Origin of the sequence: Cryobacterium sp. MP_M3, from assembly GCF_015752155.1 — a bacterium.
Taxonomy (GTDB): Bacteria; Actinomycetota; Actinomycetes; order Actinomycetales; family Microbacteriaceae; genus Cryobacterium.
This window is the reverse complement of the sequence record NZ_JADOVI010000008.1, coordinates 73,378-86,628: the sequence shown is the minus strand read 5'-3', so window position 1 is coordinate 86,628 and position 13,251 is coordinate 73,378. Positions and strand designations below refer to the sequence as shown.

The 13,251-nt window shown below is 66.9% G+C and carries 15 protein-coding genes; 5 read left to right on the top strand and 10 right to left on the bottom strand.

Translation table 11 applies throughout. The annotated features are described in order from the left end of the window. Positions 1-127 precede the first annotated feature (127 nt). Both IWX89_RS10865 and glgA read right to left on the bottom strand, forming a co-directional pair. Positions 128-910: an ABC transporter ATP-binding protein gene (locus IWX89_RS10865; protein WP_196903579.1), complete on the bottom strand. Its 783-nt coding sequence runs from the start codon at positions 908-910 to the stop codon at positions 128-130. Positions 911-960: 50 nt separating this feature from the next. Further along, positions 961-2,142: a glycogen synthase gene (glgA, locus tag IWX89_RS10860; protein ID WP_196903578.1), complete on the bottom strand. Its 1,182-nt coding sequence runs from the start codon at positions 2,140-2,142 to the stop codon at positions 961-963. 80 nt (positions 2,143-2,222) lie between these two features. Here glgA and glgC point away from each other — a divergent pair, with 80 nt between their 5' ends. Beyond that, entirely contained in the window at positions 2,223-3,467 is a 1,245-nt protein-coding gene (gene glgC / locus IWX89_RS10855) for a glucose-1-phosphate adenylyltransferase (protein WP_196903577.1), read from the top strand. Continuing rightward, the gene (gene serB / locus IWX89_RS10850; RefSeq protein ID WP_196903576.1) at positions 3,464-4,111 is read left to right on the top strand and encodes a phosphoserine phosphatase SerB; all 648 of its coding nucleotides are present in this window, start codon (positions 3,464-3,466) and stop codon (positions 4,109-4,111) included. Before glgC ends, serB begins: the two co-directional genes overlap by 4 nt. Here the strand turns inward: serB and fabG are convergent. Next, positions 4,108-4,818 carry a 3-oxoacyl-ACP reductase FabG gene (gene fabG, locus IWX89_RS10845; protein ID WP_196903575.1) on the bottom strand — a complete coding sequence of 237 codons (711 nt, stop codon included), beginning with the start codon at positions 4,816-4,818 and terminating at the stop codon, positions 4,108-4,110. The two genes, serB and fabG, sit on opposite strands and share 4 nt — an antisense overlap. Before the next feature lie 128 nt (positions 4,819-4,946). Here fabG and IWX89_RS10840 point away from each other — a divergent pair, with 128 nt between their 5' ends. From IWX89_RS10840 to IWX89_RS10830, 3 genes are read left to right on the top strand one after another with little or no spacing between them, the layout of a single operon-like run. Continuing rightward, positions 4,947-5,237, top strand: coding sequence for a DUF3099 domain-containing protein (locus IWX89_RS10840; RefSeq protein ID WP_231383163.1), 291 nt, complete (start codon positions 4,947-4,949; stop codon positions 5,235-5,237). Further along, on the top strand, positions 5,234-5,461 hold the full coding sequence (locus IWX89_RS10835; protein ID WP_196903574.1) for a hypothetical protein: 228 nt from the start codon (positions 5,234-5,236) through the stop codon (positions 5,459-5,461). Before IWX89_RS10840 ends, IWX89_RS10835 begins: the two co-directional genes overlap by 4 nt. Further along, positions 5,458-6,300 carry an SURF1 family protein gene (locus tag IWX89_RS10830; RefSeq protein ID WP_196903573.1) on the top strand — a complete coding sequence of 281 codons (843 nt, stop codon included), beginning with the start codon at positions 5,458-5,460 and terminating at the stop codon, positions 6,298-6,300. The genes IWX89_RS10835 and IWX89_RS10830 overlap by 4 nt, the downstream gene beginning before the upstream one ends. Positions 6,301-6,362: 62 nt before the next feature. Here the strand turns inward: IWX89_RS10830 and IWX89_RS10825 are convergent, their stop codons facing one another. The 7 genes from IWX89_RS10825 to sufB all read right to left on the bottom strand — a co-directional run bounded on the left by IWX89_RS10825 (position 6,363) and on the right by sufB (position 13,043). Continuing rightward, positions 6,363-7,961: an ABC-F family ATP-binding cassette domain-containing protein gene (locus IWX89_RS10825; protein ID WP_134506588.1), complete on the bottom strand. Its 1,599-nt coding sequence runs from the start codon at positions 7,959-7,961 to the stop codon at positions 6,363-6,365. A gap of 95 nt (positions 7,962-8,056) precedes the next feature. Then, positions 8,057-8,689 carry a TetR/AcrR family transcriptional regulator gene (locus IWX89_RS10820; protein ID WP_196903572.1) on the bottom strand — a complete coding sequence of 211 codons (633 nt, stop codon included), beginning with the start codon at positions 8,687-8,689 and terminating at the stop codon, positions 8,057-8,059. Positions 8,690-8,862: 173 nt separating this feature from the next. Beyond that, positions 8,863-9,192, bottom strand: a complete 330-nt coding sequence (locus IWX89_RS10815) for a metal-sulfur cluster assembly factor (protein WP_134366452.1) — start codon at positions 9,190-9,192, stop codon at positions 8,863-8,865. Between the two features lie 4 nt (positions 9,193-9,196). Continuing rightward, positions 9,197-9,961, bottom strand: a complete 765-nt coding sequence (gene sufC / locus IWX89_RS10810) for a Fe-S cluster assembly ATPase SufC (protein WP_134506594.1) — start codon at positions 9,959-9,961, stop codon at positions 9,197-9,199. An 83-nt stretch (positions 9,962-10,044) separates the two neighbouring features. After that, on the bottom strand, positions 10,045-10,371 hold the full coding sequence (locus tag IWX89_RS10805) for a non-heme iron oxygenase ferredoxin subunit (protein ID WP_196903571.1): 327 nt from the start codon (positions 10,369-10,371) through the stop codon (positions 10,045-10,047). A gap of 2 nt (positions 10,372-10,373) precedes the next feature. Next, complete coding sequence (gene sufD / locus IWX89_RS10800) at positions 10,374-11,543, bottom strand: Fe-S cluster assembly protein SufD (protein ID WP_196903570.1); 1,170 nt, start codon at positions 11,541-11,543, stop codon at positions 10,374-10,376. Positions 11,544-11,624: 81 nt separating this feature from the next. Continuing rightward, complete coding sequence (sufB, locus tag IWX89_RS10795) at positions 11,625-13,043, bottom strand: Fe-S cluster assembly protein SufB (protein ID WP_196903569.1); 1,419 nt, start codon at positions 13,041-13,043, stop codon at positions 11,625-11,627. Positions 13,044-13,251: the final 208 nt, after the last annotated feature.

The window sequence follows — 13,251 nt, the reverse complement described above, 5'->3', positions numbered from 1 at the left end:
GGTGCGCTTCGATTGGCGAGAACAGTCTCGCCAGGTGCGGCAGAAAAGCTATGTGGTCGTAGGACCGACTGTCGAGTTTAGCAGAACCCGGCCGCGGCGGCGGCCATTCCGCCGGGGTTCGGGCTGGTCAGGCCGCGCGGGCGGTGAAGCGCCCGTCGGTTTCGCGCAGTTCGATCGGCAGCCCGAACGCTTCGGTGAGCGCTTCGGCAGTCAGCGCCTCGGCGAGAGGCCCTGCGCTGACCACGCGGCCGCCGGACAGGAGCAGCACGTGGGTGAACCCGACGGGGATCTCCTCGACGTGGTGGGTGACCATGATGATGGCCGGGGACTTCGGTTCGCTTGCGAAGCCGCCGAGCAGGCGAAGCAGTTCTTCGCGCGCGCCCAGGTCGAGGCTGGCTGCCGGTTCGTCCAGGAGCAGGACCTCAGGGTCGGTCATGATCGAGCGCGCGATCTGCACACGCTTCTGCTCGCCGTCGCTGAGTGTGCCGAACTTCCGGTCGGCGAGGTGGTCGAGTCGCCATTCGGCGAGCACGCGCTGGGCGCGGCGCTCGTCGATGGTCTCGTACTCCTCGTTCCACCGGCCCGTCACCGAGTAGGCGGCCGTCATGACGACGTCGAGGACCTTCTCGTTGGCGGGAACCTTCCGGGCCATCGCGGTGGACGCGAAGCCGATCCGGGGGCGAAGCTCGAACAGGTCCGTGCCGCCGATGGGCTCTTCGAGCACTTCGGCCCGACCGCTCGACGGGTGCATCAGGGCGGCCGCGATCTGCAGCAGCGTCGTCTTGCCGGCGCCGTTCGGGCCGAGGATCACCCAGCGCTGATTGTCTTCAACACTCCAATTCACTGAGTCGAGGATGGTTGTGCCAGCCCGGACGACGGAGACGTCGGTGAAGTGAAGAACGTTGACCATACAGCCATGTTATCTGCCGTCGCCGGGCGCCGGGCACGCCCCGGCCGGTGCTAGAGCAGTGAGGCGTAGATCTCCCGGGTGCGGGTGGCGATCTGGCTCCAACTGAACATTTCCTCCGCGCGGACCCGCCCGGCGCGGCCCATCTGAGCCGCGAGTTCGGGATCGGACAGCACTTCGGCCAGGGTCCTCGCCAGGTCGGCGACGAACCGGTCAGGGTCGATCGGTGTGCCGGTGCCGTCGGTTGCCTGGTCGATCGGCACGAGGCGGCCGGTGACGCCGTCGGCGACGACCTCGGGGATACCGCCGGTGGCGGTTCCGACGACGGGCAGACCGCAGGCCATCGCCTCGAGGTTGACGATGCCGAGCGGCTCGTAGACCGACGGGCAGACGAAGACCGTTCCGGCGGTGAGGACGGCCGCGAGCTCGTGCTGCGGGAGCAGCCGGTCGATCCAGACGACGCCGGTGCGCTCGCGCTGCAGGGCTTCGACCCCCGCGGTGACCTCGGCGAGGATCCCGGGAGTGTCGGGCGCGCCGGCGCAGAGGACCAGCTGCACGTCGGCGGGGAGGGCCGCGGCCGCGCGCAGCAGGTAGGGCAGGCCCTTCTGACGGGTGATCCGGCCCACGAAGACCACGGCGGGCCGGTCGGGGTCGATGCCGAGGGCGCGCACGATGTCATGGTCGACGGTGGGCTTCCACCGCTCGAGGTCGATGCCGTTGTAGACCGTCTGCACCCGGGCCTCGTCGAGCGCGGGATAGCTGCGGAGGATGTCGCGGCGCATGCCGTCGCTGACGGCGATCACGGCATCCGCGCCCTCGAACGCGGTTCGCTCGATCCAGCTGGACACCCGGTAGCCGCCGCCCAGTTGTTCCGCCTTCCACGGCCGGAGCGGTTCGAGGCTGTGCGCGGTCACGACGTGCGGCACGCCGTGGAGCAGCTTGGCGATGTGTCCGGCCCCGTTCGCGTACCAGGTGTGGGAGTGCACGATGTCGGCCCCCTGCACGTCCTGGGCCATCTGCAGGTCGACGCCCAGGGTGGCCAGCGTGGCATTCGCATCTTTGAGCTGGGCGGGGACGCCGTAGGCGAACGTGTCGGCGGCGTCACGTGGCGCACCGAAGCACCGAACGACCACGTCGATGTCCGTGCGCAGGGCGCGCACGAGCTCGGCGACGTGCACGCCGGCTCCGCCATAAATCTCCGGGGGGTACTCCTTGGTCAACAGATCCACTCGCATGCAGTAAAGCTAGCGCAGCGCGACCCAAGACACACCCATCCGTGCTGGTCCAGTGCTCCGGATGGCCCTACTGTAAGGGTATGGAGTCGAAGAAGATCTTTGGAATCGTGCTTGCTGGCGGCGAGGGAAAACGGCTGATGCCGTTGACCGAGGACCGCGCGAAGCCGGCAGTGCCGTTCGGCGGCCACTACCGGTTGATTGACTTCGCGCTGTCCAATCTCATCAACTCCGGCCTCACTCAGATCGTGGTGCTGACGCAGTACAAGTCGCACAGCCTGGACCGCCACGTCTCGCAGACGTGGCATGTCTCCGGCGGCCTGTTCAACTCGTACATCGCCTCGGTGCCCGCCCAGCAGCGGCTCGGCAAACGCTGGTTCAGCGGCTCGGCCGACGCGATCCTGCAGAGCCTGAACCTGATCCACGACGAGAAGCCCGACATCGTCGTCGTCGTCGGCGCCGACCACGTCTACCGCATGGACTTCAGCCAGATGATCGCCGCCCACATCGCCTCCGGGGCGCAGGCGACCGTCGCCGCAATCCGGCAGCCGATCGAACTCGCCGACCAGTTCGGCGTCATCGAGGTCGACGCGGCCACGCCGGATCACATCCGGGACTTCCGTGAGAAGCCCAAGGATGCCGTCGGCCTCGCCGATGCCCCGCACGAGGTGTTCGCCTCGATGGGCAACTACGTCTTCAACGCCGACGCGCTGATCGAGGCCGTTCTCCGCGACGGCGAACGCACCGATTCCAGCCACGACATGGGCGGCGACATCATCCCGGACTTCGTGTCCCGCGGCGAAGCCGGCGTGTACGACCTGAAGCGCAACGTCGTGCCGGGTTCGACCGACCGCGACCGGTACTACTGGCGCGATGTGGGAACGATGGACTCGTTCTTCGAGGCCCACCAGGACCTGATCAGCGCGCTTCCCGTCTTCAACCTCTACAACCAGAAGTGGCCGATCTTCAGCCAGCAGCTGAACTCGCCGCCGGCGAAGTTCGTCCGCGACGCCCATGGCGCCCTCGGCACCATGATCGACTCGATCGTCTCCCTCGGTTGCGTCATCTCCGGTGCGCACATCGAACGCAGCGTGCTCGGCCCGTGGGCCGCGATCGACTCCGGCGCCCAGGTGGTGGACTCGATCGTCTTCGACCGGGTGCAGATCAAGCCGGGCGCGATCGTGCGCCGGGCGATCCTCGACAAGGACGTCATCGTCGGCGCCGGCGCCGAAATCGGCGTCGACCGCGACCGCGACCTGGCCCGGGGTTTCAGCGTCACCGATTCCGGCATCACCGTGGTCGGCAAGGGCGTGCACGTACACCCGTGACCGTCCCCGCTCGATTCCTCGTTGTCCTTGATGCCGATTCCACCCTCATCGAAAACGAGGTCATCGAGTTGCTGGCGGACGCCGCCGGCTCCCTCGAACTCGTGGCGGAGGTCACCGAGCAGGCCATGCGCGGTGAGATCGACTTCGCCGCGAGCCTCCGGGCGCGGGTGAAGACCCTGGCCGGACTGTCCACCGGTGTCTTCGCGGACGTCGGAGCGTTGATCCGGCCGACGCCGGGGGTGCACGACCTGATCTCGGGCCTGCACGCCCACGGCTGCAGCGTCGGGGTGGTGTCCGGGGGGTTCCATGAGGTCCTCGACCCGCTCGCCGCCCGGTTCGGCCTCGACCACTGGCGGGCGAACCGTCTGGAGGCGGTGAACGGCCGGTTGACTGGCGGCCTGGTCGGTCCGATCATCGATGCCAGGGCCAAGGCGGCCGCCCTCACGGAGTGGGCCGCGGCGGAGTCGCTGCCGCTCCGGCAGACCGTCGCCGTCGGCGACGGCGCGAACGACCTGCTGATGATGCAGGCGGCAGGGCTGGGCATCGCCTTCAACGCGAAACCCGTGGTGCGCGCACGGGCCGACCTGGCGATCGACGTCTGCGACCTCAGCCAGGTGCTGCCCGTGCTCGGCCTGCGCGGTTAGTGCCCCATGCCCAATCCGCCGTCGACGGGGATGACCGCTCCGGAGATGTAGGCGGCGTCGTCGCCGGCCAGCCAGGTGACCACCCGCGCGACTTCACCGGCGGTGGCGAAACGACCGGCCGGGATGCTCTTCTTGTAGTCGGCCTGCTGGGTCTCGGACAGTTGCGCGGTCATGTCGGTCTCGATGAAGCCGGGCGCGACGACGTTCGCCGTGATCCCCCTGGCCCCGAGTTCCCGGGTGACGGACCGGGCGAGCCCGATCAGGCCGCTCTTGGACGCGGAGTAGTTCACCTGCCCGGCGGAACCGTACAGGCCGACGACGCTGGAGATCAGAACGATCCGGCCGAAGCGGGCCTTGAGCATCCCCTTGGAGGCTCGTTTCACGACCCGGAACGCTCCGCTGAGGTTGGTGTCGATCACGGAGGTGAAGTCGTCCTCGGTCATCCGCATCAGCAGGGTGTCCCGGGTGATTCCCGCGTTGGCGACGACGACCTCGACCGGGCCGAGCGCGGCCTCGATCTCGGTGAACGCGGCGTCGATCGAGGCGGCGTCGGTGACGTCAGCGCGCACGGTCAGGCTGCCCTCCGGCCCCTGGCCGGAGCGGGCGGTCACCGCGACCCGGTGTCCCTGCTTGACGAACTCCTCGGCGATGGAGAAGCCGATTCCTCGGTTTCCCCCGGTCACGAGAACGGTCCTGACAGTCGTCATGGGGTGGTCCAATCTTTTCCCAGCGAACGAACAGCCGCGCGCACGTAGATTTCAGTTTACGGCGTCCGTGTCGTCGGTCGACGAGACGTAGGCTTATCAAGCGAATCTTTAGCCGGCTGACCGGAGCGATGGCATTCATGAAACAGCAGTCGATCACCTCTTTACCTCCGTCGCCGGAGGCGGAGCGACGCGCCCGGATGATCAAGTATTCGGTGGCCATGGGCATCCGGATGGTCTGCATCGTGCTCATGCTGTTCGTGCACGGCTGGTGGCTGCTGCTCTGCGCCGCCGGGGCCATCCTCCTCCCCTACTTCGCCGTCGTCGTGGCGAACGTGCACGGTGGCGCCCCGGCCGGCACCGTGGTCCGGCCCGGCGCGATCGAGGTGTACCGCAAGCCGGACGAGAGCGGCCCGCCGTGATCGGTCTCGGCACCGACCTGGAGACCGCGACCTGCTCCCGGGCCGGCTGCCGCTCGGATGCGATCTGGCGACTGGACTGGCGCAATCCCCGCATCCACACCGGCGACCGGTTCAAGACCTGGCTCGCCTGCGACCTTCACGTCGACTACCTCAGGGAGTTCCTGGCGGCGCGCGACTTCCCGCTCACGGTTGCCCCTCTGTCTGTCGAGACGGACCAGGCGTGATCGGCTGGAAATTCGCGTTCACCCGGCGCTGGGCCGGCTACCTCGCGCTCACCATCCTCTTCGCCGCGATCTGTGCGGGACTGGGAACCTGGCAGCTCGCCCGCCGGGCCGAAGCCCTGGCCGAGATCGTCAAAGTGGACGCCAACTTCGATTCCGAGCCGATCCCGCTGGCGCAGGCTCTGCCCGACCCGCGGTCCTTCGCCGAGTCCCAGAAATGGCTGCCCGTCGTGATGAGCGGAACATACCTCAAGGCCGACGAACTGATCGTGCGGAACCGTCCGCTCAACATCCACCCCGGCTTCGAGGTGCTCACGCCGCTTCGCCTGAAGGACGGCACGGTCTTCATCGTCGACCGCGGCTGGCTGCCGACCGGCGAGACCCCGGAGGCACCGGCATCGGTCCCTGAGGCGCCCGACGGCGAGGTGACCGTCGTCGCCCGGCTGAAGGCAGGCGAACCGTCCCTGGCCGGTCGTTCGGCGCTCGGGAACCAGATCGCCACGATCAACCTCACCGAGGTGCAGGGAAGGCTCGACCTACCGACGTACACCGGGGCCTACGGCCTGATGAAGTCGGAGGACCCGGCGCCGGGAGAACGCCCGGTGGCGGTCACCCGGCCGGCGCGGGACGAGGGCCCGCACCTGTCCTACGCGTTCCAATGGTTCGTCTTCGCGCTGCTCGCGTTCGTCGGACTGGGCTGGGCGATTCGCCAGGAATTCCGGTCGGTCAACGCCGACGACCCGCAGGAACGAGCCCGGGCCCTCGAGCGGGCCAGACGGCAGGCCGCGAAGCCCCGCAGCGACGCCGAGGTCGAAGACGACCTGATCGACTCCCCGCACTGACCCTGCCGGGCCCCGGCATCCGGGTCAGGATGCCGGGCGCCCGACTGGACGGGCCACGGTGATCAGGCCAGGGTGATCAGATCGAGGTAGTCCTTGTTCCAGTGGTCCTCAGTGCCCTCAGGCATGATCAGAACCCGCTCGGGGTTGAGGGCTTCGACGGCCCCCTCATCGTGGCTGACGAGCACCACAGCGCCGCTGTAGTGGGCGAGGGCGTCGAGGATCTCCTCGCGACTGGCCGGGTCCAGGTTGTTGGTCGGTTCGTCCAGGAGCAGCACGTTGGCGCCAGACACGACGATCATGGCCAGGGCGAGCCTGGTCTTCTCGCCGCCGGAGAGCACCCCGGCCGGCTTGTGCGAATCGTCCCCGGTGAACAGGAACGAGCCGAGCACCCGCCGCGCCTCCATCTCGGTGATGTTGGGCGAGGAGGAGACCATGTTCTCGAGCACACTGCGCTTGACGTCGATCGTCTCGTGTTCCTGCGCGTAATAACCGATCCGCAGGCCATGGCCGGGTTCGATCCGTCCGGTGTCCGGTTTGTCCACGCCGGCGAGCATCCGAAGCAGAGTGGTCTTGCCGGCGCCGTTGAGGCCGAGGATGACGACCTTGGAACCGCGGTCGATGGCGAGGTCAACGGCAGCGAAGATCTCCAGCGAACCGTAGCTCTTGGACAGGTCGGTCGCCATCAACGGGGTGCGGCCGCACGGCGCGGGCTCGGGGAACCGCAACTTGGCGACCCGGTCGACCGCGCGCACGGCGTCGAGCCCGGAGAGGAGCTTCTCAGCGCGGGCCACCATCTGGTGGGCGGCGGCGGCCTTGCTGGCCTTGGCTCCGAACTTCGCGGCCTGCAGCTGCAGCGTGGACGCCTTCTTCTCGGCGTTGGCGCGCTCCTTTTTGCGGCGGTCCGCATCCGCGACGCGCTGGCGCTGGTAGTTCTTCCAGTTCATGTTGTAGATGTCGATGACCATGCGGTTGGCGTCGAGGTAGAAGACCCGGTTGACGGTGTCGCCGACAAGTTCGATGTCGTGGCTGATGATGATGCAGCCGCCGCGGTAGCTCTTGACGAACTCGCGCAGCCAGACCACGGAGTCGGCGTCGAGGTGGTTGGTCGGTTCGTCGAGGATCATCGTCTCGGCGGCAGAGAACAGGATGCGCGCGAGTTCGATCCGGCGGCGCTGGCCACCGGAGAGGGTCTTCAGCTGCTGGTCCAGGATGCGGTCGGGAAGGTTGAGGTTGCTGGCGATCGACGCGGCCTCCGCCTCGGCCGCATACCCGCCGAGCGCGTTGAACTGGTCGGTCAGCGTTCCATAGGTGCGCATGGCCTTCGCGGCGACCTTGGGATCGGTACTGCCCATGTCGAGTCCGGCCTGGTTCAGCCCCAGGGAGATCGTGCCGAGGCCGCGAGCGTCGAGGATCCGGGTGCGGGCGAGCATCTCCGGGTCACCGGAACGGGGGTCCTGGGGCAGGTAGCCGATTTCACCGGACCGGTCGATCTGGCCCTTCGTCGGCACGGTCTCGCCCGCCAGCGTCTTCGTCAGGGTGGTCTTGCCCGCGCCGTTTCGGCCGACCAGGCCGATCTTGTCACCGGCGGAGACCCGGAAACTGACGTCTTCCATGAGCACGCGCGCCCCAACTCGGATCTCGAGATTTTGCACACTGAGCACAGCAATAGTCCGTTCACGGGGGTTGTGGGAGTCTCCGGCCCAACCGGGCCAGCTATCCAGTATATTTGTTCGCCCGTCGCCGTGCGCGCGCGAAGCTAAGACAGCGCCGCGGAGAGCGTCTTTTCGACCCAGTCCCGGTAGGCCGCGCCGGACCAGCCGAGATCAAGAACCAACGACCGATACACCTGCGGGTGCCCGATCGCCCAGATCGCGGCCGCGGCCTCGTGGTCGCTCAGGCCCGCACGCAGGCCGCGCAGTCCGCGCAGGGCCGTGGCGGCCTCGCCGTACTGGTAGAGGCGCTGGGACGAGCGCCGCAGTTCGAGCTTCGCCACGTCGGGGTCGACGCCCGCGGCCTGAAGGATCACCCGGTGAACCCCGGCGGTTCGGGTGTTGACCTCGACGATCCCCGCCGCGAGCCTGCGGATGACCTCGCCCGCCGACCGGGCGGGCGCTCCCGGTCCGGGTCCGGGTCCGCCAGCGGACCCCGGGCCCGGAGCCTCCGCGGCGGCGGCTCGATCGAGCACCGCCGCGAGCACGTCGGCCTTGCCGCCGATGGAGTTGTAGATGGTCTGCACTGCGACGCCGGCGTGCTCCGCGATCGCGGCGATCGACGTCGGGATGTACCCGCGGTCGAACATGAGCCGCTGGGCCGCCTCGACGATCACCTCTCGGGTGGCCGCGCCCTGCCTCGTGCGCCGCGTTGCCGGTGAATCAGGCGACTTCTCCATTTTCTTAGAATAGCATTCCACTCACTGGAATGGCATTCCAACCTGTGTTTGTGCACGTCGCGGCCGCCCGTCGCCCGGCCCCGCACGACAAAACGGATGTCCGCGCAGCCAGGCTGCGCGAACATCCGTCCCGTGTTCACTCTGCCCCGTCGGCCGGGGCGGGAGACCGTGTGCTAGATCGAGAAGCCGAGGGCGCGCATCATGTCGCGCCCGTCGTCAGTGATCTTCTCGGGGCCCCACGGCGGCATCCAGACCCAGTTGATTCGGAACTGGTCGACGACGCCGTCCAGGGCCTCGGCGGTCTGTTCTTCGAGCACGTCGGTCAGCGGGCAGCCCGCGGAGGTCAGCGTCATGTGGATGATGAGGGCGTCGTTCTCGTCGTCCCAGCCGAGGTCGTAGATCAGGCCGAGGTCGACGACATTGATGCCCAGCTCGGGGTCCATGACGTCTTTGAGCGCTTCTTCGATTTCGTCGAATCGCGCCGGTGTCAGCGTTGAAACCATGTTTTTAGCCTACGTTCGATTCGGTCAGAAAGCGATCGTAGCCCTCGTCCTCGAGCCGGTCGGCGAGCTCGGGGCCGCCCTGTTCGGCGATCCGTCCGTCGACGAACACGTGCACGAAGTCCGGCGTGATGTAGCGCAGGATGCGGGTGTAGTGCGTGATCAGGAGCAGGCCGAGGCCGGTGTTCTCCTTGGCCCGGTTGACGCCCTCCGACACGATCTTGAGCGCGTCGACGTCGAGTCCGGAGTCGGTCTCGTCAAGGATGGCGAACTTCGGCTTGAGCAGTTCGAGCTGGAGGATCTCGTTGCGCTTCTTCTCGCCGCCCGAAAAGCCCTCGTTGACGTTGCGCTCGGCGAAGCTCTTGTCCATCCGAAGGCGCGCCATCGATTCGCGGACGTCCTTGATCCAGGTGCGGATGGCCGGGGCCTCTCCGTCGATCGCGGTCTTGGCGGTGCGGAGGAAGTTCGTGACGGTGACGCCGGGGATCTCGACCGGGTACTGCATGGCCAGGAAGAGGCCGGCCCTGGCGCGCTGGTCCACGGTCATGGTGGTGACCTCTTCGCCATCGAGCAGGATCGAGCCGCTGTCGACCTTGTACTTGGGGTGGCCGGCGATCGTGTAGGCGAGGGTCGACTTGCCCGAGCCGTTGGGGCCCATGATGGCGTGGATTTCGCCCTCTTTGATGGTCAGGTCGACCCCGCGCAGGATCTGCTTGGTGCCCTGGTCGGTCTCGACGCTGACGTGCAGGTCTTTGATCTCAAGAACAGACATGGATTCGCTATCTCTTTCATTCTCCGGCGCTGGCGCCGGTACGTTGGGGTGGCTGGTGGCCACTGGGTCGGAAGTCGACCAGGTCAGACGGGCACGATAACCAAAGGGTCGATGTAGACATCACCGTCGATCAGCTCGACCTTGAAGACCGGTACCGGCTCGTAAGCCGGCAGGTTCAGGGGCTTGCCCGTTTTGAGGGAGAACTTGGAACCGTGCGCCCAGCATTCGACGGTGTCGTCTTCGACGAATCCCTCGGACAGGGAGATGTCCCCGTGCGTGCAGGTGTCGCCGATGGCGAACACGTCGCCGGCTGCGTCGCGGACGACCACGATGGGTACTCCGTCGATTTCGACCTTGACGGCCTCATTCGGTTCGAGCTCGTCGAACGCGCAGATTTTCGTGGACGCCATGGTTACTTTTCCTCTGTTCCGCGGAGTTCCGCTTCGATCGCTGCCTGGAGCCGGTCCTCGAGCGGTTTGGACCCGATTTGCTGCACGATTTCGCTGAGGAAGCCGCGCACGACGAGCCGACGGGCCTCATCCTCGGTGATGCCGCGAGACTGCAGGTAGAAGAGCTGCTCGTCGTCGAAGCGTCCCGTTGCGCTGGCGTGGCCGGCACCCTTGATGTCGCCGGTCTCGATCTCCAGGTTCGGGATCGAGTCCGCGCGGGTGCCTTCGGTCAGCACGAGGTTGCGGTTCTGCTCGTAACTGTCGGTGCCGGCCGCCGTGCGGCCGATCAGCACATCGCCGATCCAGACGGTCCGCGCTCCGGTGCCCTGCAGCGCGCCCTTGTAGGTCACCCGGCTGCGGCTGTTCGGCGCATCGTGGTTCACGTAGACCTGCTGTTCGAGGTGCTGCCCGGCGTCGGCGAAGTAGAGCCCGAGGAGTTCGGTGTCAGAGCCGGGTCCGGCCAGGCGGACGGACGGGTTGACCCGCACGATGCTGCCGCCGAGCGACACCACGATGTGCTTGAGGCGCGCGTCGCGTCCGATCGAGGCGAAGTGGTTGGCCAGGTGCACCGCACCGGCGTTCCATTCCTGGAGTGTCACCACGGTGAGGTTCGCCGACTCGCCGAGGATGATCTCGACGTTCTCGGTGAGGCGCGCGTCCCCGATGTTCTCGAGGATCACCACGGCCTGGCTGAACGGCTTCGCTTCGATGATGGTGTGCGCGCCGCGAGGCGCGGAGCCGAGGTGGGCACGGGTGACCGTGATCTCCTTCGCCTCTTCGCCGCCGACCGTGATCGCCAGGGCCTGGTCGAAACTGCTCCAGGCGTTGGCGGCAGCGCGTTCCTCCGGGGCCCCGGCGGTGCCGATCCGGGAATCATCCCGGTCGACCCAGCCGACGGTGATGTCGGCGGCCGGGGTGGACTCCACGGGGTAGACGGAACCGTCCAGTTCCCCGGCCGTGAGATCGGTGAACTTGGCGACCGGCGAGAGCTTCCAGACGGCCTCGCGCCCGGTCACCGGCGCGAAGTCCGCGACGTTGAAGCTCTTGAAACGGCCGGAACGGGTCTGGACCGGCACGAAACCGAACCGCCCGTCCGAGTGTTCCTTGATTCCGTGCTGCTCTTCGGTGGGCATTGCTTCGGTTGTTGGCACCGTGGGGGTCACTGCCGATTCTTGAGTGGGTGGGGCGTGTGTAGGTGTGGGGGCGGCGGACATTTAGCCGACGGATCCTTCCATGCCCATTTCAATGAGCTTATTGAGTTCGAGGGCGTACTCCATGGGGAGTTCCCGGGCGATCGGTTCGATGAAGCCGCGCACGATCATGGCCATGGCCTCGTCTTCGGGCATGCCGCGGCTCATCAGGTAGAACAGCTGCTCTTCGCTGACCCGGGAGACCGTGGCCTCGTGGCCGAGCTGCACGTCGTCGACACGGATGTCGATGGACGGGTAGGTGTCGGAGCGGGACTGGGTGTCGACCAGCAGGGCGTCGCAGCGCACCGTGTTCGCGGAGTGGTGCGCGGTGGCATCCACTCGCACCTCGCCGCGGTAACCGGAACGGCCGCCGCCACGGGCGATGGACTTCGAGACGATGGACGACTGGGTGTACGGCGCCATGTGGATCATCTTGGCGCCGGCGTCCTGGTGCTGGCCGGGGCCGGCGAAAGCCACCGACAGGGTCTCGCCCTTGGCGTGCTCGCCCATCAGGTAGATCGACGGGTACTTCATGGTCACCTTGGACCCGATGTTGCCGTCGATCCATTCCATCGTGGCACCCTCGGCGGCCGTGGCACGCTTGGTGACGAGGTTGTAGACGTTGTTCGACCAGTTCTGGATGGTCGTGTACCGCACGCGGGCGTTCTTCTTCACGATGATCTCGACGACCGCGGAGTGCAGCGAGTCCGAGGAGTAGATCGGAGCGGTGCAGCCCTCGATGTAGTGAACGTAACTGCCCTCGTCGGCGATGATCAGGGTGCGCTCGAACTGGCCCATGTTCTCGGTGTTGATCCGGAAGTAGGCCTGAAGCGGGATCTCGACGTGCACGCCGGGCGGCACGTAGACGAAGGAGCCGCCGGACCAGACCGACGTGTTCAGGGCGGCGAACTTGTTGTCGCCCGACGGGATGACCGTGCCGAAGTACTCCTGGAAGATCTCCGGGTGCTCCTTGAGCGCCGTGTCGGTGTCCATGAAGATGACGCCCTGGGCTTCGAGTTCTTCGTTGATCTGGTGGTAGACCACTTCGGACTCGTACTGGGCGGCGACGCCGGAGACGAGACGCTGGCGCTCGGCCTCGGGGATGCCGAGCTTCTCGTAGGTGTTCTTGATGTCGTCGGGCAGGTCTTCCCAGGTCTGGGCCTGCTTCTCCGTGGACCGGACGAAGTACTTGATGTTGTCGAAGTCGATGCCGGACAGGTCGGCACCCCAGGTCGGCATGGGCTTTCGCTCGAAGAGTTCGAGGGCCTTGAGCCGGCGCTTCAGCATCCAGGCGGGCTCGTTCTTGAGCTTGGAGATGTCGGTGACAACCTCCGGTGAGATGCCACGGCGGGCGGATGCGCCGGCCGCGTCGGAGTCGGACCACCCGAATTCGTAGACACCGAGCCCCGCGAGTTCGGGGCGGTCGAGCAGGACGTCAGACATATATACCTCTTCTCCCATCCACGACAACCCGGATATTAGTCCGGTCATTCCCGGGCGGGTCTTCCGAAGGAGACCCGGCGAGGGAACGGGTTGTGTGGGCGGCTACGTTGCGTACCTAAGATGTTTAAGGACGACGTGGTTCTCAGCCGCGGTTGTGTCAACCGCGGTCGAGCCGCCCAGGAAACACCTAATTCTACAGGTTAGCGGT

Excerpts from the sequence above, each read along its gene's own strand:
- IWX89_RS10815 (WP_134366452.1), bottom strand. The coding sequence starts at position 9,192 with ATGGTTTCAACGCTGACACCGGCGCGATTCGACGAAATCGAAGAAGCG.
- IWX89_RS10820 (WP_196903572.1), bottom strand. The coding sequence starts at position 8,689 with ATGGAGAAGTCGCCTGATTCACCGGCAACGCGGCGCACGAGGCAGGGC.
- sufD (WP_196903570.1), bottom strand. The coding sequence starts at position 11,543 with ATGCCCACCGAAGAGCAGCACGGAATCAAGGAACACTCGGACGGGCGG.
- sufB (WP_196903569.1), bottom strand. The coding sequence starts at position 13,043 with ATGTCTGACGTCCTGCTCGACCGCCCCGAACTCGCGGGGCTCGGTGTC.
- glgC (WP_196903577.1), top strand. The coding sequence starts at position 2,223 with ATGGAGTCGAAGAAGATCTTTGGAATCGTGCTTGCTGGCGGCGAGGGA.
- glgA (WP_196903578.1), bottom strand. The coding sequence starts at position 2,142 with ATGCGAGTGGATCTGTTGACCAAGGAGTACCCCCCGGAGATTTATGGC.
- sufC (WP_134506594.1), bottom strand. The coding sequence starts at position 9,961 with ATGTCTGTTCTTGAGATCAAAGACCTGCACGTCAGCGTCGAGACCGAC.
- IWX89_RS10840 (WP_231383163.1), top strand. The coding sequence starts at position 4,947 with ATGGCATTCATGAAACAGCAGTCGATCACCTCTTTACCTCCGTCGCCG.
- IWX89_RS10805 (WP_196903571.1), bottom strand. The coding sequence starts at position 10,371 with ATGGCGTCCACGAAAATCTGCGCGTTCGACGAGCTCGAACCGAATGAG.
- fabG (WP_196903575.1), bottom strand. The coding sequence starts at position 4,818 with ATGACGACTGTCAGGACCGTTCTCGTGACCGGGGGAAACCGAGGAATC.
- IWX89_RS10865 (WP_196903579.1), bottom strand. The coding sequence starts at position 910 with ATGGTCAACGTTCTTCACTTCACCGACGTCTCCGTCGTCCGGGCTGGC.